Origin of the sequence: Veillonella sp. CHU594 (assembly GCF_003992265.1) — a bacterium.
GTDB lineage: Bacteria > Bacillota > Negativicutes > Veillonellales > Veillonellaceae > F0422.
Genome location: NZ_RQVB01000005.1, coordinates 1 through 20,011, shown reverse-complemented (window position 1 = coordinate 20,011; position 20,011 = coordinate 1). Strand labels below are relative to the sequence as shown.

Genomic DNA, 20,011 nt, shown 5'->3' with positions numbered 1-20,011 from the left:
ATGGCACAAGTACATATCGTAGGCGCAGGTCCTGGCGATCCAGAGTTAATTACCCGTAAGGGATATCGATTAGTACAAGAAGCAGACGTAGTCATCTACGCTGGTTCCTTGGTGAATCCAGCAATTTTAGAAGCTTGTAAAGAAGGTTGTGAAATACATAATTCTGCATCTATGAGCTTAGATGATGTATTAGCAGTTACAAAAGCTAGTGTGGCAGAAGGTAAAACGGTAGTGCGCTTGCATACAGGTGACCCTGCGATTTATGGAGCCATTCAAGAACAAATGGATGCCTTGAAAGAAATGGGCATTACTTATGATGTAACGCCAGGAGTAAGCTCTTTCTTAGCTACGGCAGCAGCCTTGCAACAAGAGTACACATTGCCAAATGTAACGCAAACTGTCATCATCACTCGCATGGAAGGCAGAACACCTATGCCTGAAAAAGAAAAATTATCTATGTTGGCTAGCCATGGCGCTACTATGTGTATTTTCTTGTCTGTCCAAATGATTGACAAAGTAGCAGCAGAATTAATTGAAGGTGGGTACGATAAAACAACACCGGTGGCTATCGTTGTGAAAGCATCTTGGCCAGACCAACGCATCATTCGTGGTACCTTAGAAACCATTGCTGATGTGGTAGCAGAAGAAGGCGTTATCCGCCAAGCTATGATTGTGGTAAGCCGTGTGTTAGATACAGATTATGAACTATCTAAGCTTTATGACAAAGGCTTTGCTCATATGTATAGAGATGCTAAGTAATGAAGATAGCTATCGTATCTGTTACAAAACGTGGGGCTAAGCTAGGCCAACAAGTACGCAGTGCCTATATACAGGAACATGTGGTGGACTGTTATGAAAAAGTAGAACGTGAAAGTGGAGACACAGCCATATCCTTTTCTTCTTTGAAAGTGCATATAGAACAGTTGTGGAAAGACTATGACCGTATCTTATTCATTATGGCCACAGGCATTGTAGTGCGTATGATTGCACCTTTCATCAAGCATAAATCGGAAGATCCAGCTATCTTGGTAATGGATGAAGGTGGTCACTTTGTGATAAGCCTATTATCTGGTCATTTAGGTGGCGCTAATGAATGGACTAGCGAAGTGGCTATGATTACGGGGGCTACTCCGGTGATTACGACAGCTACAGACGTGAATCAGTTGCCTGCACCAGATGTATTAGCCAGAAAAATCGGCGCGAAGGTAGAAGACTTTTCTATGCTTATTAAGGTGAATGCAGCCATCGTCAATGGAGAAACTGTCAAATATTATTTAGATAGTACTTTGGCAGATGACTTTGAAAGGGCTGTACAAGCACATCAAGTGGACTATGTTCTCTTTCATCCAGAGGAAGCATTCCCATGGGGGGATGAGCCAAAGGTTGTCATTACGGATAGAACTATTGACTGCGTAGGTGTCACACTAGTGCTACGACCACCGACTATGACGGTGGGCATCGGATGCCGCCGTGATACACCGAAAGAATTGATACTTTCAGCCGTAGCAGAATCATTACAAAATGTAGGACGGTCCCCATTGAGCGTCAAAGGAGCGGCCTCAGTCATCGTAAAAGCTGATGAAGTAGGATTATTGGAGGCTATGGAAATATTGAAATGGCCTATCCAATTTTATACACAAGAAGAAATGGCCCCTTGTATTGAAGAGGCACAAATTATTGAATCAAATTTTGTTAAACAAACCATAGGAGTAGGAAACGTATGCGAAACGACAGCACTATTACTAGCGCAGGGGCAGGAGCTACTGCAGCACAAAACAATATTTCCGAGAACAACCGTAGCCATTGCACGGGTACATTACAAGTTATCGGAATCGGACCAGGTAACCCAGAATTCATGACACCAGAAGCTCGTGAAGCAATTTTGCAAGCTGACCGTGTAGTAGGTTACATTACCTATCTAGACTTGATTAAAGACCTTGTAGCAGACAAAGTTACTGTAGGAACAGGCATGATGCAAGAAGTAGATCGTTGCCAACAAGCAGTGGATTTAGCTGTAGAAGGTTATAAAGTGGTGGTTGTATCCAGCGGTGACCCAGGTGTATACGGCATGGCTGGTCTTGTCATCGAATTGGCTAATAAAGTGGCAGAAGAAAAACGTCCTCCTGTACATATCGTTCCAGGCTTAAGCGCTGTGAACATGGCGGCAGCTGTGTTGGGTGCTCCATTGATGCATGACTTCGCTGTTATCAGCTTAAGCGATTTGATGACACCATGGGACTTAATCAAAAAACGTGCCGCTTTATGCGCAGAAGGTGATATGGTTATTGCTTTATATAACCCACGCAGTAAAAAACGTGTAACCCACTTAGATGAAGTACGTGAACTAGTATTGCAACACCGCGATCCTAAAACACCTGTAGGCATTGTCCAAAAAGCAGGTCGTGTAGGTCAACATATCATTATTTCTGATTTAGAGCATTTCCACAAAGAAGAAATCGATATGCAAACATTAGTTATCATTGGTAACAGCCAAACGTATGTGGAAAATGGTAAAATTATTACGCCACGAGGATATAAACTGTGATTTGGGTTATAGCGGGTACGTTAGATGGCCGTAATTTGGCGGTAGCAGTACAAGAGCATACAGGATTACCTGTGTTGGTGTCCGTAGTGAGCCAATATGGGGCACAATTAGCATCCCATCCGGAGATTGAAGTGCATGAAGGACGTTTGAATCTAGAGGAAATGAAAGCTCTCATTCAAAATAAAGGCATTACGATGCTCATTGATGCGAGCCATCCCTATGCGGCGATTGTGACTGCCACAGCTCGCGAAGCTGCCGCAGATATGGAAATTCCTTTCATTCGATTTGAACGGAAAGAAGTGCCATTGCCAGAGTATGATAAATTACATCATGTGAGTAATGAAGAAGAGGCAGCTACTTTAGCGGGTGAGCTAGGTAAAGTGGTATATCTCACAACAGGTAGCAAGACTATGCATGTCTTTGCCAAGTCTGAAGCTCTACAAGATAAAGAAGTATGGACCCGTGTGTTACCGACGGCGGAAGTGCTACAAATGATGGAAGATTTGGGAGTATCTCCTAAATATACAATCGCTATGCAAGGACCATTTTCTTATGACATGAATAAGGTCATGTTCCAAGATACAAAAGCAGAGGTAGTAGTCATGAAAAACTCTGGCCTTGTAGGAGGTTCAGACACTAAGTTACAAGCTGCTATCGATTTAGATGTTCATGTCATTGTTATCGATCGCCCAACACCGGCGAAAGGAGCAGTGACGATTTCAACAGTAGAAGAATTTAAAACCCTATGGGAGGATTACGATGGATTACATTAAAAACCCTAAAGCAATTGAAGATAAAAGTATGGAAATTATCTATCCATATGTTAAAGATATGGGATTTACTGAGGACGAAATTCGTGTGGTATCTCGTACCATTCATGCGTCTGGTGACGTAGAATATGCAAAATTATTCCGTACTAGTGAAGGTGCTGTAGCGGCGGGAATTGCAGCTGTTAACAATGGCGCTCATGTTTACACTGACGTGGAAATGGTGCGCACAGGTATTTCTAAACCAGCGTTGAAACTTCATAACAGTGAAGCACATTGCTTAATTCGTGACGAAAAAGTGGCTGAAATGGCAAAAGAATTAGGCGTAACACGCTCTATTGCTGCGATGCGTACATTCGGTAAAGAATTAGAAGGCCAAATTGTGGCGATCGGTAATGCACCAACTGCTTTATACGAAGTATTGCGCCTTGCTTTAGAAGAAGGGATTCGTCCTGCTTTAATCATCGGGATTCCAGTAGGATTCGTAGGTGCTGCAGAATCTAAAGATTATTTAGCAGAAGTATCTCCAGTTCCTTACATTACAATTCAAGGTAACAAAGGTGGTAGCTCCATTGCTGCATCCGTTGTTAACGCATTGTTCTACACAGATGTAAAACGAAACGACATGTTATTTGTAGAAGGAAAAGAAAAGAAATAATGAATAGAACGAGTCAAACACGCAATGCATGGCGTATGTTTCTCGTTCTAGTGTTTGGGGCAGCAGCGATTGCTGCCCTCATCTTATCATTAGTATTTGGGTCCGCCCAGACTACATTGGCTCAAATATGGCATACATTGTGGTCTCCCACCTTATCTGATACGAACTCACTAGTCATATGGAATATTCGCTTTCCAAGAAATATAGTAGCGGCCCTAGTAGGCTCGAATCTAGCTGTAGCAGGTGCTATCTTACAAGCAGTTATGAAAAATCCATTAGCAGATCCGCAAATCGTAGGGGTTTCCTCAGGCGCAGGATTAGCTGGTGTCATAGTATTAATTTTATTTCCTTACCTAGAATATGCAGTGCCATTCATCGCCTTTATTGGCGCTTTGACAGCGGCCATACTTGTGTATGCCTTAGCCTGGAAACAGGGTATACGTCCAAGTCGTATTATCTTGGCTGGGGTAGCCGTAGCAGCATTCTTAGGGTCCATGATATCTGCCCTTCTCGTATTCTATGGGGATCGAGTGCAAGGGGCTCTATTATGGATGGTTGGCGGTCTAGCCGCTCGTAGTTGGCCGCAAGTGTATGTCTTAATTCCTTATACCATAGGGGGCTTGTTATTTGCCTTCTTAGGAGCAAAACGATTGACTATACTCAGCTTAGGTGATGAAACAGCACGAAGTTTAGGCTTAGCCGTTGAAAAAACACGGTTTATGATGACTGCTGTGGCTGCATTATTAGCAGCCAGTGCCGTATCAGTAGCAGGTTTAATTGGTTTCGTAGGATTGATTATTCCACACATTGCGCGCATGATGTTGGGCACAGATTATCGCTTCTTATTGCCAGGATCTGCCTTCTTAGGAGCCTTTGTGCTTGTTATCAGCGACACAGTGGGACGTACATTATTTAGTCCTATCGAGATTCCAGTAGGCATCATTATGGCTTTCTTCGGTGCTCCATTCTTCTTGTATTTATTGAGGAGGGATGACTAATGAAACCAGTAATTTCTGTGAAAGATTGTCGTGTCTCCTTCGGTGAAAAAGAAGTCTTAAAGAGCATTGATTGGACGGTCTATGAAGGGGAAATCGCTACCTTAATCGGTCCTAATGGTTGTGGTAAAAGTACCTTATTACATGCCATTACTAGTGCTATTAAAAGTGCGGGAACCATCCAAATTGCTGGGAAAGCGGCAACGGAGTATTCTAATAAAGAATTAGCTAGATATATGGCATTCTTACCACAAGTACCATCTATCCCAAAAGATATGTTAGTAGAAGAACTCGTCAACTGTGGTCGATTCCCTTACCAATCCTGGTGGAAGCAACAAGGAGCTCATGATAAAGAAGTAGTAGATGCTGCCTTAGAGGCCACGCAAGTGAGTCATTTGCGGAATCAACTAGTATCTTCCTTGTCTGGTGGAGAACGGCAACGTGTATGGATTGCCATGGCATTAGCTCAAGAACCAAAAGTGTTAATCTTGGATGAGCCTACCACGTATTTAGATATTAACCACCAATTGGAGATTATGGAGTTATTACAGGACTTAAATCGCCGTGAAGGGTTAACAGTTGTCATGGTTCTTCATGAATTGAACCAGGCCGCACAATATTCTCATCGGGTCGGTGTGCTTTATCAAGGACAGATCTTAGCCGATGGCTCACCAAAAGATGTGATGACAGAAGAATTACTAGAGAAAGTATTTGCTGTTAGAACCGATGTAGAAGTAGGGGAGTTTCCTTATATACGGATACAGGGGTTACTGTAGTACATAAGTAAAACTTAACAAGGGATCTATAACTCTTTATATTGGCATAGTCATAACCATGGGCTATGCCGATTTTTTATGACTTGGGAGAGGTACTGATGGTATTAGTATATAAATCAATAATTGTATGATACAATAATTTAACCCCCTCGAATTCGAGGGGTTTTTAAAAGAAGCAGGTAGCAATGCCTTTACATTATCTCCACAGAAATGGGCAACGACTACAAATGCCAAAGGCTTATTTGTAAAAGTTGGTAGAGGTGGTGGTACGTTCGCACATAAAGATATTGCTTTTAAATTCGCTTCTTGGATCTCAGCTGAATTTGAACTTTATATCATTAAAGATTACCAAAGACTAAAAGAAGATGAAACTTAAAATTATCACTCACTTGGAATTTACATCGTGAAATATCAAAAATAAACTATAAAATTCATACTGATGCTATTCAAACATATTTACTAAATGATTTAACGGACAGTCAGTTAGGTTTTAAATATGCAAGTGAAGCAGATATGTTAAATGTTTCCTTATTTGATAAAACGGCTAAACAGTGGCGAGATGAAAATAAAAACTTAAAAGGTAATATGAGAGATTATGCAAGTTTAAATGAATTATTAGTTTTAGCCAATATGGAAAGCTACAATGCAATTCTCATTGAGAAAGGTTTAGAACAAAAAGAAAGAATGATAGAACTAAGAAAGCTTGCAAGAAATCAAATGTTATCACTTGAAAAATTAAATAATACAGGAATAAAAAGATTAGGAGATAAGTCAAAGAAGTAGAGATGTATATTGTGAGGTAGGCATTAGAGATTTTCTTCTAGGATCGATTCGTTCTTTGGAATATTGCTCATGAATCACTTTGTAGATATGGCAGTGCAAGGATATGGTTGGATTGGTGCTACGTAAGTAGTCAATTGTTTGTAAAGCGTGATTATAAAGTAGAAATAATCTTACATTGCAAGTAGAAGACGAAATAGGAAGTTTGAAGTAACATATAGGTACGAAATAAATTCAGAAGAGATTAAAACGAGAAGTAAGTGAACTGCTTACAATTTGTAATCAGTTGAGAATGAAAGTAACAAGATAGCAAATTAAAATGCATGCTATACAGTATATAGGTTGCTATATACGTTAGCATGCATTTTATCGTTTATAATTGTACTTTCACACCATAGATAATATTGACTAATTCAGCCATAGCTTCTGGTGTTTCTAGTCCAGGATTCAATAAGAACCATTGGGATGGTAAGAAGATAACTTTGTCATGTTTTACAGCTTGTAATTGATTCCAAGCTGGATTGCTAGTCATTTCTTTGGCAAAGGTTGCATTGATTTCATCTTTTTTACCCATGGTAACAACAAGGATTATGTCCGGGTTATCTACTGTTAATGTTTCTAAGGAATAAGGCACTGTTTTAGAAGTCACATTATCTTTTAGATGTTGTTCTACTACATTGGTAATACCTAATTCACGAACCATGGACGCTGTGATTGCTAGAGGAGTTTCTGCTGTTACAGACTTACCGGTAGCTCGTAATACAGCGACTTTGACAGGTTTATCTTTAGGGACAGCAGCTTTCACAGTATCGATTTTTTTATTGTAATCTTCGATGACAGATTTGGCCTTGTCTTCTGTATGGAAAATATTGCCCAATAATGTTAATAATGGAATATTATCATTGATTCCATCATAGTTAATCAAAATAGATGGAATGTTATTGCTATCTAGTTGCCCTTTGAATTTTTCATGCTGGCTAGGTAATCCTAATACTAAATCGGGATGTAGACCCACTAATTGTTCCATATTAGGACTGGCTGTATGGCCTATGCTTGGTAATGATTCAATTTCACTAGGTAATTTTTCGTTACTTTCAACACGAGCGATGGCTTTGCCACCAACAGCGTAGATCATTTTTGAAATCGAATTAGATAAAGCTACTACCTTGGATGGGTTAGCAGGTATTGTATAGGACTGATCTTGGTAAGAGACAGTGCGAGTTGTTTCTGTTGTAGTAGGGCCTGTTTTTGTACATCCACCTAGTAACAAAGAAGTGGAGAGTAGAACAGCACTACAAATTTTTAAATATGTTTTCATTGTTTATTTCTTTCAAATAAGGGGATACGAAACGTATCCCCTTATGTTTTTAGTACTATAGTATTGTTGGTAAATTATTTTACTAATGCATCATATGCTTCGGAAGCACGTTCTGCAAAGATATCACGGATTTGTTGGTTTTCACCAGCACCATGGATATAAGTATCTACAGTGAATCCTTCTTTCATAAGGATATTTTTATGAGAATCAGGTTCATCACCAGCCATATCGTTGTTTGCATGGTCACCAGCCACCATCATTAATGGCATTAATGTAACGTGTTTGATACCTTTTTCTTTCAATTGAGGGATTACTGTTTCAAGGTTTGGCCATCCTTCAACTGTGTAAAGGTATGTATTTTGGAATCCCATGGAATCGATACGATCTTGAATTACTGCATAGTATGCATTGGATGGATCCGGAGTACCATGAGCCATGATCAATACAGCAGAATCTTTTGTTTGGATCATAGGGAATTGGGAAGAGTATGCTTTTAATGCTTGTTCAATATCGTCGCGTTGTTCTTCTTGGCCCATCCAGTACATTAAAGGTAAACCTAATGTCATTTTTTTGAAATCTTGTTTATGATGGTTGAATACAGCGCCAGCATAGTTATATTCCATACCTGGAATCATATTTAATGTTGTTAAAGCAACACGAGTGTATCCATCAGCTTTTAATTGGTCTAAAGCTTCTTCTGGGGTAGGGTATGTAATACCTTCATGGGCTTTAATGCGATCAATAATAATATGGGATGTGAAAGCAGTGACTACTTTCACATTTGGATGTTGTGCTTTGATTTCATTGATAGTAGCATCAATTGTTTTTGCACGAGTATCTTTGAAAGTAGTGCCAAAGGACATAACTACGATAGCATCTTTATTCATTGCGTTTTTCATCATTGGATTTTCGTATGTACGAACACCAATGGAAGCAGCTTCTTGTAATGCTGGAGTTGCATCTTTTACTTCAGAGTTTAACATGTACGCCGCATCAGTAGATTGAGAAACGCCGAAAGCTGCAGTTACTGCTAATGCCGCAATCATGGCGCTTTTAGAAAAGAATTTCATAATAATTCTCCTTACCTAAAACTAGAAATATACCCAAAAGCATGAATTTTTATTTCCCTATTCATACTCATTTATTATTATATTCCTAGCTGTGATAAGTGTCAATGAAATATAAACATATAATCATGAAAGTTAGATATAATTAAAGTATATTATCATGAACTCATCGTCTAAAATATAAATATAATTTTACAATTCGTGAATCAAATGGAGCATTTGAAATCCATATGGAGTAGATGTGATATTTGATTAGGTCTATAATACAAATGATTAATATTATCAAATTTATTTGTATTTATAGGAAGATGGTGGAATGCTATGCATTATTCTAAGCCGTATCAGAAACGTTTACTTACTGGTGCAGTCATGAGTTGGATGGCTTGTTCTTGGTATCTACTTGGTGGATTAGCACCTGTACAGGCAGAAGGATCTGTGTTTGTTACAGCAGACCGTGCACAAGAAGAAGCAAAATATAACTCTCAACAAGTGCAAATCATTACTAAAAAAGATATTGAACAAAAACAGGCTAAATCTGTGGAAGATATTGTATTTACACAAGCTGGTGTGAGTCGTACAGTGGACAGCATGGGTCGTGTCGGTGTATCGATTCGTGGTGCTGAACCTCGTCATACATTAATTCTTGTAGATGGGCAGCCAGTGATGGGTGAATTTGCAAAATACCAAGGTCAAGGTGATGAATTACAACGACTAGGTACAGAAAATGTAGAACGTATAGAAATTATCCAAGGCGCTGCGAGTGCAAAATATGGATCCGATGCTATTGGTGGTGTTATCAATGTAATTACGAATAAACCAAATAAAAATGCAAATATCCGTATCAATGGTGAAAGCATTCGTTCCCGTGGCGATCAAGGTTTGTTCCCATATAGTAACTTCTTTATGCGTGCTGACTCTGGTCAACAAGGTAAATTACGTGTCAATATTCATGGTAGTAAACGTGATATCGTTCCTGTATATGCTGCGAGGGAAAGAAAAGAAGTTCCATTTGGAAATTCTACTGTCAATGAACAGTTTCCTAAAAACTCCCTAAGATATTATGGGACAAACTCCAATTTAGGATTGTCTGCAATTTATGATGTGAATCAAAATAATTCGTTTACCTTTACAACAGACCGTTATAACGAAGATTTAGAACGTTTTGTAAAACGTACAAACTCCGAAGATGAACCACAAGTTCATTACAAACGTGATTTAGATAGAAATAAAAGTAACCTTTCCTATGCAGGACAAGATGAAAAAAGCAATTGGAAGGTTGAATTAAACTATACTCGTACAAAAGAAGATGATGTAACCTTAACAAGTGAGTATGGTCGTAGTAATTATGAAGGTAAAAACACATTGAACTATGTGGACAATGTGGACCATAAACAATGGAGCTTTAATATCACTGGAGACACTCAAGCCAACGATAATCACTTGCTTTCTTATGGTTTTGGATATACTACTGAAAGTGGCGAAGGTAGCCGTCTAAAAAGTGCACCTCATACATGGGTTAGAAACATTGATCCATGGGACTATGATAAAAGTTTAGCTGTAAAACATGGTAAACCAGAGAGTACAATCTATCGTCATTCTTTCAAAGAAAATGAAGAAGGCGTATTACGTTGGGATAAAGAAAAAGAGTGGTATGGTTATGATCATACAGATAAAACAAGTATACCAGAATTTACCTATGAAGATTTCAAAAACTATCTTGACCCAGAAGCAGGATTAGATCCAGCTGCATTCCATGGACTTGTGTATAACTCTGGATATACACCAAACAATATGGAATCCCGTAACCCAGAAGCATTGAAACGATTCAAGGCATTTAATGATAAATTAAATGAAATTCCGTACAATAAAGAACTGATTGCTAAATATGGACCAGGTCATCAAGGTACTGAAACCATTGATGGGGTCAAACCACCTGTAATAAATAAAGATTATTTAGCTTTATTCTATTACATGGAAGATCCGTCTTTCAAAATTGTACGACCTCAATTTAATGGCGGTCATTTCAAAGATGAATACAATAAACGCATTAACCAACAAACCATGGGTAGTGCAAGATTACGGAAACAGCACTTCTTCTTGCAAGACACATGGCAAATCAACAAAGATACTTTGTTACAACCAATTGTACGTTTAGATCATAGTGATTTATTTGGGTCTCATATGACTTTCAATATGGGTGTTACACACAATGTCAATGGGAATGCACATCGTCGGTTGAAAGCCAATGTTGGTACTAGTTATACAGAGCCAGGTATGGGTGAATTATACTATAACTGGGAAATGTTTGGACCTACGGTAACGAATGTGGCTCCATTGTCTGGTGGACGTGCTCGTTTAGGTTGGTATTGGATTGGCAACCCAACATTAAAACCTGAAAAGTCGAAAAATATAGATATTTCCTTTGAAGGAGAAAATAAAAATACCTATATGAAATTGACGGCTTTCCGCAATCAAATTCGCAACTATATGACCATTGCTAATACTGGACATTTAATGGATTTCTATCCATATCTTGATGAAAGCACTTATTTCGGAGCTACAAAATATGCGCATGCACCAGATATGCTTTATACATTCCGCAATATCGGAAAAGCTCGTGTCAATGGTATTGAACTAGAAGTGAAACAACGGTTGAATGACCATGCGAAATTGAAAGTAGGTTATACATATTTAGATGCAGTGAATAAAACGAATCCAGATATGCCAAAACGATTGTTGGACAAACCAATGCATAAACTCGATTTAGGATTGGAGTTAGAAGATAAAGTAAGTGGCTGGAGTGGCAATATTTGGACTGATTACTATTATGGTATGTTAGATAGTAACTCTGTTGCTGGCGGTGGTAACTATATTACATCACAAGTAAATCCAGAAAATAACGATAAGTCTATTATCACCTACGAGTTCAATACGAAAAAAACAGCGGATATGTACAAGAAGAAAACCTATGGTATTTGGAATATGATTGTACAGAAAAAAATCGATAAAGATTCCCTTGTTTACTTTGGCATGAACAACCTATTCAACCATCGTGATGATGATCGTGCTCTACAAGGACGTCAGTTCCGATTTGGTATGAACTTAAAATTTGGTTCCGATGGTTCTAGTACTTCTAAACATACTGATGCGAAGGCTGTAGCAATGAATGGAACAACTCCAATCACAGAACATGGTGTATCTAAAGCTCAAGAAGCTCTAACGCCGTCAGTATTAGAATCTCAATTTGACCAAAATCGAGAAAAAGGGGCTACTGTAGTGGGAGATATCCGCTTTGGTGGTGACAGTCACTTAGGCAGTGATAGACCAGCAAACCGTGTGACAGCAGTAAGTTCAATTAGTGATGGAGCATTGAAAAACTTACAAGATAAAAATGAACATGGCTTCCATAGTCACTTACGCTTAGGTGTTGATGCTCGTGTGGGCGATCATACGAATGTAAAAGTAGTAGCTACAGCACAAGGTCAAGAAGGCGTCGATGCATCGCATGTCACAACAGGGTCTAAAGGACTTTCTCATAGCCGTTTAGAAACAATAGATGTCACAAACCATCATGCTAAATGGGATTTCAGTGTCGGTCGATTGACTGAGAAATTTGGTATGACCGGCTATTGGTTTAATAAGGAATTTGATGGACTACGCAGTGTTTGGACTAGCGATAAAGATCAAGTGCGTATTGGTTATGGTGATTTCCGTCATAGTACAGGTATTGAAGATTCTGCATACACCCATGCAATTTTTACTAAATTCAAACGTCCTCCAACTGTTGATGAATTCGTAGGAACAACTTTTGATTACACGGGTCTTTCTGAAGAAGAGAAAAAATTAGTAGGTGGTGCAAAAATTGAAAAAGTTGTGAAAGATGCGCCGAATACGATTAATTTCTATCAACAGTTAAAAGCCTTACAAGGAGATTACAAATCCTTAAGTGAGAAAAAAGAAACATTTGCTAGCGATATTGTTGCGTTGAAGGATGAAATGGATAATGAATACATTGCCGACACACCTGAAAAGAAAGAGCAGTATCGTAAAGATATTGAAGCTAAAACGAAAGAACTTGAAGAAGTAACTGCTAAACTAGATGCCAATATCGATGCCCAATATGATGTAGTAGCACGTATGCAAGAAATTGTCTTAAAAGCATATGGACATGATAAAGGCTTTAAGAAATATAATGTAGCTAAAAAGGCGGATGAAGAAATTACGGTTCCGATTAAGTTGCCGGATATTGAATTTAGATATACTGGTACATCCATTCATCATGACGAAGATGAGGATGCAGATTATGAAGATCCAGTGGATTCTAACACATTTTATACAAAACCTAAGGCCAACCCAAGCGGTGCAAACCTAGATAATCCACTATTTAAATTGAAAATTTCTGATTCGGCTGTAATGGGTAAAGATAGAAAAGAATATCTCAAAAAATGGTTTGAATCCAATAAAGAAGAAATCATTAAGGCCTACAAAGAACGAGCAATGGAAATAGCTAAAAACTCGGTAGGTGAACATGGTACAGTGAAAGATATTACCTTTAAAGATGAAGATTTAGCTAAAGCTGGTGATGCATTATACGAAATGAACTATTTAAATGTAGGCACACCAGGTGAATCTACGATCTCGAAAACGTATCAATCAGGCATGTATCCATACCTTGTAGCACAGTATTTCAATGAAATAGTAAGTGCTTTAGAGGCTACAGATGGTCATAGTAAATTACCACGAGAAGCATTTATTCCATATACAGGTGCTATTATTCCAGCGGAAGGTATCGTACTACAACGTGATGTAATTCCACCGATTAAACGAGCAGGATACGTACAATTACGCCATATGGTAGGTAAACAATTAGGCCTTACTGCGTGGTACTTGCGTTCTATGGGCAATGATACAAACACAGTACAATTTGCTAGTGGCTTAGGTACATCAAGTACAACTTTCAAAGGTGTGGCTAATGTAGTAGGTATTGGGGCAAAATATAGTACAGGTAATGCATCTGTATCCTTTGACTACGGTCAAAACAGAACTGACTTTGGTCGATTTATGAATGGACGCACCGTGTATAACTATGTTCCAGGTAGTATTAACTTTACACCAACTGGTCGTACAATGGGTGGAAATCCAAGCTTCTGGGTAGTACGTTTTGATATTGGTCAATCCGATTATAAACGTGCAGGTAGCTGGAATGGTTTTATAGATTATAAACGATTTGATCATGGTTCCTTCTTTGGTGGTAATGGCAGTGGTTCTGTGCCAGATCGTTACCTAGACGGCATTAGTAGCTTTACCGTAGGTGGCGGTTACGTGCCTCGTAAGGATTTCTTATTAGAAGCGTTCTACACATTTGATGCAAAAGCGACTGGACAACGTGATACATTGTATGGTGGAGAAAACTTTAAACTAGGAAATTATACAAGAATTCAAGGAACATATAAATTCTAATACTATCTTATTCCATACATCCATGATGTAATGTAAAAGATTATTTTTGATGCCTAATGAGTGCGTATCTAGTACTCATTAGGCATTTTATGTATTGACACTCATGTGATTTTAAAATAGGAAAGATTATAATACTCTTTAATGGATCGACTTAAAAGAGTATGTAATGGTTATACGTATATAGGTAGACTTATATGTACCCTTTGTTGAGCGATAGAAATATATGCTAATAAACCTAATTTATATGCGTAGTACATTATAAAAATGAGAAATATTTACAAAAAATATAACTAAATGGGCTAATTGAAAACGTTTCGGAGTGGATTTGATAGATAAATTAGTATAAAATAAAAGCAAAATGATATTTTTTGTCATTTGTGTTATTAATTGTGTTAATTTTTTTGTATGTAGGAGTAGATTGGAATGACGACAAATCGTAGTAAGCAACAAAAATACTTCATGCTATCATGTGCGATTGCTACATGGATAGCGCTACCAGGTTTAATGTATTCCAACTCAGTACAAGCTGAGGGGTCTGTATATGTTACAGCTGATAGAGCTCATGAAGAGGCTAAATATAACTCACAACAAGTGAGCATTATTACTAAAAAGGATATTGAACAAAAACAAGCTAAATCAGTAGAAGATATCATTTTCACTGAAAGCGGTGTATCACGTACTGTAGATTCTATGGGTCGTGTGGGTGTATCCATTCGTGGTGCAGAAGCCCGTCATACTTTGATTTTAGTAGACGGTCAAGCTGTATTAGGTGACTTGGCTAAGTTCAGTGGTGCAGCTGATGAAGTTATGCGCTTAGGCACAGAGAACGTAGAACGTATTGAAATCGTACAAGGTTCTGCCAGCGCTAAATATGGATCTGATGCCATTGGTGGTGTTGTTAATATCATCACTAAAAAAGCGGCTAAAAAACCAACAATCCAAATCAATGGTGAAGGATCTCGTGCAAAAGGTGGAGAAACTGGCTATGGTAATACTAATTTCTTCTTGCGTGCCGATTCTGGACAAATGGGTAAAGTTCGTGTAGCTATCTCTGGTAGTAAACGTGATATTTTACCAGTATATGCTACAAAAGAAAGAAGAGATACTGGTGATAAACTAGAAGGGGACTTCAAACCTAATGCACTTCGTTTCTACGGTGATACTTCTGATATTGGCTTTAATGGTATTTATGATATCAATAAAGATCATAATATTCAGGTACGTTTAGATCGTTATACAGAAGAATTACAACGGGATGTTAAAAATAGTACATCACCAATGGAGCCTCAACGTCATTTTAAACGTGATAGTAACCGTAATACCTTAAACATGATCTGGAATGGTCGTGGTGGTGCCAGCGATTGGAAATTAGAATTAAATCACTCTCGTATCAATGAAAATGATGTTTCTTTAATTAACTATGTTGGTCGTTCCCAATATGAAGGTAAAAATGAATTACGTTATATTGATGATGTAGACCATCGTCAAACAGATATCCGTTTTAATGCAAACTCCGCGATTGGTGAAAAACATACATTGAGCTGGGGTATTGCGCAAACTAAAGAAACAGGTTCTGGTAGTCGACTAAAAAGTTCGCCTAATGTAAAAACTCGCTATATTGATCCATGGGACTATGATAAAAATTTATTAGTAGCAGGCGTGGATCGTTTAGAACGTCGACCTGGTGACAATAGCTTACGTATTTATTCTCATATTCATGATTACAAATTTAAACCAAGTAAAGATGGTTTACCAATTTGGGATAAAGATTATGAATACTATGGCGCAGAAAAAGAAAGCGATATTCCACCGATTACCTATGAATATTTGCGGGAGCACAAATTAGATGGTAATGGATCTACAGATCCATCTTCTTATTATAATAATTTATCCGACTTTGGTGTAGATGATGCTCATAGGAAGAAAATTGTCGAATTCAATGATGCTCTCAAAAAAGAAAATAACTTGAATGCATCTTCTGTATATGTTAAATATTTTACACAAGGAGAATCCTTAGATCCAGCAGAACGTGCGAAAGCCCCAAAATATAAAGGTGTCAAATTCCTAGAAAAATACCGTGAGCGTGAACAACGTATTACTGAAGGCGAAGGTAGTATTAAAAAAAGTAATTACTACTTATCTGATGCATGGCAAGTGAACAAAGATTTATTAGTTCAACCAACGCTTCGTATCGATAAGAGTAGTTTATTTGGTTCTCATGTATCTTGGAATTTTGGTGCTACCTATAATGTAAACTCCAACGCTCATCGTCGTTTGAAAGCGAATATTGGTACTGGTTATTCTGAACCTGGCATGGGTGAATTATGGTATAACTGGCAAATGTTCGCATCTAATCCAGTAGCACAAGGTGTAGCTAAAATGGGATGGTATTGGGCAGGTAATCCAAACCTAAAACCTGAAACATCTAAAAATATCGACATTAGTTTTGAAGGGGAAGGTAAAAATGATTACGCTCGTTTAGGTGTATTCCAAAACCGTATTCGTAACTATATGTCCGTATACTTTACAGGAGAATTACAAGACTGGGCACCACAGTTATCAAAACAAGATAAATGGATGCAAGCACCAGATTTAATTTATAGTTTTAAAAATATTGGTAAAGCAAAAATTACCGGTGTGCAGTTAGAATGGAAACATAAATTTGGTTCTAAATGGAGTACACGTTTTGGCTGGACTCGTTTGCAAGCGTTGAATCAATCTGATCCTACAATGCCAGCCCATTTATTAGACCGTCCAACTAACAAAATCGATTTCGGTATTACTTATGAAACTAAGAAGTGGAATGCACAACTGTGGGCAGACTATTATCATAAAATGCTTGATAGTAATACACAAAAAAATCGTTCCAACTACTGGATTAGTGGTATTGATTCCGATAGTGCCATCTATAATGTATCTAATGAGTACGAAGAAAAATCATTCGGTACATGGAATGCCATGGTACAACGTAAGTTTGGTAATGATTCCTTAGTGTATTTTGGGGTTAATAATATCTTTGATCATCGCGATGATGATAGAGCAACACAATCTCGCGTATATCGTTTTGGTGTAAATCTTAAATTCGGCGCAGGTGGAGATAGTAAAGCTCAAGATGCGAAGATGCAAAATCCTAGATCAACAAATGGTATAAATGGTACAACTCCTATTACAAAAGTTCATGTAGATAAAGCTATAACTACTGTGAATGGCGATGATATGGGACGTGAGCATCAATTCTTAGAAAGACCATTTGATGCTAAAAAAGAAAAAGGTACTGAATTTATCGGTGATTATCGTACACGTTTAATGGCGCACGGAGGTTCTGAACGTCCACAATCCTTGTACACAAGCACATCCTATGTAGGTAATGCAGAGTATAATCTAAAAGATCAAAAAGAACATGGATTAGAACAACGTATCCGTTTTGGTGTAGATGCAAGAATTAATGACAATACAAATGTAAAAATTCTTGCTAGTGCTAGTGGAACTCATTCCATTGATACAGCTAACACGACAATTAATTCTAAAGGATTAAATAAACAACGATTAGAAAACTTAGATGTTACACATTCTGGTGGACATTGGGATTTCTCTGTTGGTCGCTTATCTGAATCCATGGGTGCTACTGGATACTGGTTTAATAAAACATTTGATGGAGTTCGTGCTGTATGGACGGACCAAAGAAGTCAATTCCGCACAGGTATTGGTTCCTTTAAAGCAAGTACAGGTATTACAGACTCCGCTTATAACCATAGTACATACTCTACATATTTTAGAGCTCCAACATTAGAAGAGTTTATCGGATTAAATCATTTATATGCATATGACAATGATAAAGCAATGTTAGCCGATAAATGGGGTATTGTACCTGAAGTAGATGGTAAAAAAGTACCTGGTGAAGGATCGCCAATGGACACATACCTCAAAGAGTTTAAAGGTAAAAATGAAAATCTATATTTTGTAGAACAATTGGCAAATGTAGATGCATCTATGCCGAATGCAACGGATGCAGAAAAAGATGCAAAAAAAGTTGAAATTATCCAACGTATGGCTAAGATTCTAAACCAAGCGTATCCAGAACTTTTAAAAGGTAAATCCATGGGTTACAGAATGGAAAAAGATCCTGAAACCATGAAAGTTTTATATGAAGTAGAAGACGCTAATCATAATACAGCTTTATTAGAAGTAAATATGAACAATTATACTCCTAATATTACGTATAGTGAAGATAAAATTCGTGCCACAGACTCTGATGATGCTAAAAAATTCAAAGAAGAAAAAAATAAAGTCTTATATGATTTAAAAGTGGTAGAAAAAGAAGCGTTAAATAAAAAAATGGCATCTCCATTGGCAGATCCGACGATTTTAACACCAGACTATATTGATGCACATAAAGCACAGTTAGAAGAAGGCTATTTAGCAGCAGCTGAATTATTAGCTAAAACTAACTGGAATGAAATCTATGTATATGACAGAGATAATAACAACTCTGCTATGAAAAATATGGATATTTTTAGTATGGAAAATGGGTATTACAAGAAGATTTACTCATGGAAACCAGAAGCTGCCAAATACTCTAATCCAGTGAAAGATTACAAATTTAAACGTGTAGTAAAAGTGTTCAAAAAAGGCGAATCTGAGTGGCCTAAAGGTGATAAAATTCTTGACTATAATGTAGTAGAAGAATTAAAAGGTGGTAACTTTAAATCCGATAAGAGTGAATATGGTGATACTACATTACCAGCTATCGCGAAAGAATACTTAAAAGAATTGCTATCTGCAGTTAAAGATTCTGAACAAGGTAATACATTACCTCGTGCTGCCTTAGAAAAAGTAGTGGGCAAACCAATAAAAGTAACTGGTTTGAAATTGGAACGAGATGTAATACCAGCCATCGATAAGGCATTATTTGCTCAATATAAAACGCAAATCAATCCACGATTAGGTATTCAAGCATGGTTCTTACGTTCCTTGAACAATAATGAACACACAATGCAAGCCGGTCATGCAAAAACTAAGATGGAAACGCATACTGGAATTACTGGTTACACGACTGGTTGGTATGCAGAGCCAATTTACGGTGATGTAACATCTGAAGTTCCAGACTTTACTAATGATACATATACATCAAAACGATTGGCTAATATCTTTGCTATTGGTGCACAATATCAATTAGGTCATAATGCTCTTATCTCCTTAGATTATGGTTTCAACCGCAGCGATTTTGGTCGTTACATGAATGGTCATACTAATTTTGATCATATTCGTGGTACTGCTGACTTTACGGTAAAAGGTCACTCTATGGGTGGTACGCCACACTTCTGGACAGCTCGTCTTGATCTTGGACAGTCTGATTACACAAGACCTGGTAGCTGGAATGCATTTATGGATTACAAATACTTTGCTCATGGTTCCTTCTTCGGTGGCAATGGTACAGGTGCTGTGCCAGATCGTTACTTAGATGGTATCCGTAGCTTTACATTGGGTGGTGGCTATGTTCCTCGTAAAGACTTCTTAGTTGAGGCATTCTATACATTCGATGCAAAAGGTATTGGACAACGTGATACTTTATACGGTGGAGAAAACTTTAAATTAGGTAACTACACTCGTATCCAAGGTACATACAAATTCTAATATAAAGGAAT

General features: G+C 37.8%; 13 protein-coding genes. 11 read left to right on the top strand and 2 right to left on the bottom strand.

Translation table 11 applies throughout. The features are described from left to right. From cobM to EO111_RS08385, 9 genes are all read left to right on the top strand, one after another. On the top strand, positions 1 to 759 hold the full coding sequence (cobM, locus tag EO111_RS04135) for a precorrin-4 C(11)-methyltransferase (RefSeq protein WP_127010810.1): 759 nt from the start codon (positions 1 to 3) through the stop codon (positions 757 to 759). Continuing rightward, positions 759 to 1,859 carry a cobalt-precorrin 5A hydrolase gene (locus EO111_RS04130; RefSeq protein ID WP_240642251.1) on the top strand — a complete coding sequence of 367 codons (1,101 nt, stop codon included), beginning with the start codon at positions 759 to 761 and terminating at the stop codon, positions 1,857 to 1,859. The genes cobM and EO111_RS04130 overlap by 1 nt, the downstream gene beginning before the upstream one ends. Then, positions 1,856 to 2,545 carry a precorrin-3B C(17)-methyltransferase gene (cobJ, locus tag EO111_RS04125; protein WP_240629359.1) on the top strand — a complete coding sequence of 230 codons (690 nt, stop codon included), beginning with the start codon at positions 1,856 to 1,858 and terminating at the stop codon, positions 2,543 to 2,545. The genes EO111_RS04130 and cobJ overlap by 4 nt, the downstream gene beginning before the upstream one ends. Then, positions 2,542 to 3,318 (top strand): precorrin-6A reductase, encoded by a 777-nt coding sequence (cobK, locus tag EO111_RS04120; protein ID WP_127010808.1) that lies wholly within the window; start codon positions 2,542 to 2,544, stop codon positions 3,316 to 3,318. Before cobJ ends, cobK begins: the two co-directional genes overlap by 4 nt. Then, a complete protein-coding gene (locus EO111_RS04115) occupies positions 3,305 to 3,970 on the top strand; it encodes a precorrin-8X methylmutase (RefSeq protein ID WP_009354093.1) in 666 nt (221 codons plus the stop codon). The genes cobK and EO111_RS04115 overlap by 14 nt, the downstream gene beginning before the upstream one ends. A gap of 35 nt (positions 3,971 to 4,005) precedes the next feature. After that, complete coding sequence (locus EO111_RS04110) at positions 4,006 to 4,968, top strand: FecCD family ABC transporter permease (RefSeq protein WP_371413125.1); 963 nt, start codon at positions 4,006 to 4,008, stop codon at positions 4,966 to 4,968. Further along, positions 4,968 to 5,741 carry an ABC transporter ATP-binding protein gene (locus EO111_RS04105; protein WP_127010807.1) on the top strand — a complete coding sequence of 258 codons (774 nt, stop codon included), beginning with the start codon at positions 4,968 to 4,970 and terminating at the stop codon, positions 5,739 to 5,741. The genes EO111_RS04110 and EO111_RS04105 overlap by 1 nt, the downstream gene beginning before the upstream one ends. 286 nt (positions 5,742 to 6,027) lie before the next feature. After that, the gene (locus EO111_RS08390; RefSeq protein ID WP_371413124.1) at positions 6,028 to 6,117 is read left to right on the top strand and encodes a hypothetical protein; all 90 of its coding nucleotides are present in this window, start codon (positions 6,028 to 6,030) and stop codon (positions 6,115 to 6,117) included. A gap of 137 nt (positions 6,118 to 6,254) precedes the next feature. Continuing rightward, a complete protein-coding gene (locus EO111_RS08385) occupies positions 6,255 to 6,524 on the top strand; it encodes a hypothetical protein (RefSeq protein ID WP_240642242.1) in 270 nt (89 codons plus the stop codon). A 370-nt stretch (positions 6,525 to 6,894) separates the two neighbouring features. Here EO111_RS08385 and EO111_RS04095 read toward each other — a convergent pair whose 3' ends face one another. Together EO111_RS04095 and EO111_RS04090 are read right to left on the bottom strand one after the other, a co-directional pair. Then, positions 6,895 to 7,839 (bottom strand): ABC transporter substrate-binding protein, encoded by a 945-nt coding sequence (locus tag EO111_RS04095; RefSeq protein ID WP_127010806.1) that lies wholly within the window; start codon positions 7,837 to 7,839, stop codon positions 6,895 to 6,897. Between the two features lie 74 nt (positions 7,840 to 7,913). Next, positions 7,914 to 8,885 carry a sirohydrochlorin cobaltochelatase gene (locus EO111_RS04090; protein WP_371413123.1) on the bottom strand — a complete coding sequence of 324 codons (972 nt, stop codon included), beginning with the start codon at positions 8,883 to 8,885 and terminating at the stop codon, positions 7,914 to 7,916. Between the two features lie 342 nt (positions 8,886 to 9,227). On the opposite strand from EO111_RS04090, the gene EO111_RS04085 reads away from it, so the two are divergent. Both EO111_RS04085 and EO111_RS04080 read left to right on the top strand, forming a co-directional pair. After that, complete coding sequence (locus tag EO111_RS04085) at positions 9,228 to 14,366, top strand: TonB-dependent receptor domain-containing protein (protein WP_240642240.1); 5,139 nt, start codon at positions 9,228 to 9,230, stop codon at positions 14,364 to 14,366. 423 nt (positions 14,367 to 14,789) lie between these two features. Beyond that, positions 14,790 to 20,000 (top strand): TonB-dependent siderophore receptor, encoded by a 5,211-nt coding sequence (locus EO111_RS04080; RefSeq protein ID WP_127010804.1) that lies wholly within the window; start codon positions 14,790 to 14,792, stop codon positions 19,998 to 20,000. Positions 20,001 to 20,011: the final 11 nt, after the last annotated feature.

Bases quoted from the DNA above. Each gene is read 5' to 3' on its own strand.
- EO111_RS04095 (WP_127010806.1), bottom strand. From the start codon at position 7,839: ATGAAAACATATTTAAAAATTTGTAGTGCTGTTCTACTCTCCACTTCT.
- cobM (WP_127010810.1), top strand. From the start codon at position 1: ATGGCACAAGTACATATCGTAGGCGCAGGTCCTGGCGATCCAGAGTTA.
- EO111_RS04105 (WP_127010807.1), top strand. From the start codon at position 4,968: ATGAAACCAGTAATTTCTGTGAAAGATTGTCGTGTCTCCTTCGGTGAA.
- cobJ (WP_240629359.1), top strand. From the start codon at position 1,856: ATGACACCAGAAGCTCGTGAAGCAATTTTGCAAGCTGACCGTGTAGTA.
- EO111_RS04085 (WP_240642240.1), top strand. From the start codon at position 9,228: ATGCATTATTCTAAGCCGTATCAGAAACGTTTACTTACTGGTGCAGTC.
- EO111_RS04080 (WP_127010804.1), top strand. From the start codon at position 14,790: ATGACGACAAATCGTAGTAAGCAACAAAAATACTTCATGCTATCATGT.
- EO111_RS04115 (WP_009354093.1), top strand. From the start codon at position 3,305: ATGGATTACATTAAAAACCCTAAAGCAATTGAAGATAAAAGTATGGAA.
- EO111_RS04130 (WP_240642251.1), top strand. From the start codon at position 759: ATGAAGATAGCTATCGTATCTGTTACAAAACGTGGGGCTAAGCTAGGC.
- EO111_RS04110 (WP_371413125.1), top strand. From the start codon at position 4,006: ATGTTTCTCGTTCTAGTGTTTGGGGCAGCAGCGATTGCTGCCCTCATC.
- EO111_RS08385 (WP_240642242.1), top strand. From the start codon at position 6,255: ATGTTAAATGTTTCCTTATTTGATAAAACGGCTAAACAGTGGCGAGAT.
- EO111_RS04090 (WP_371413123.1), bottom strand. From the start codon at position 8,885: ATGATTGCGGCATTAGCAGTAACTGCAGCTTTCGGCGTTTCTCAATCT.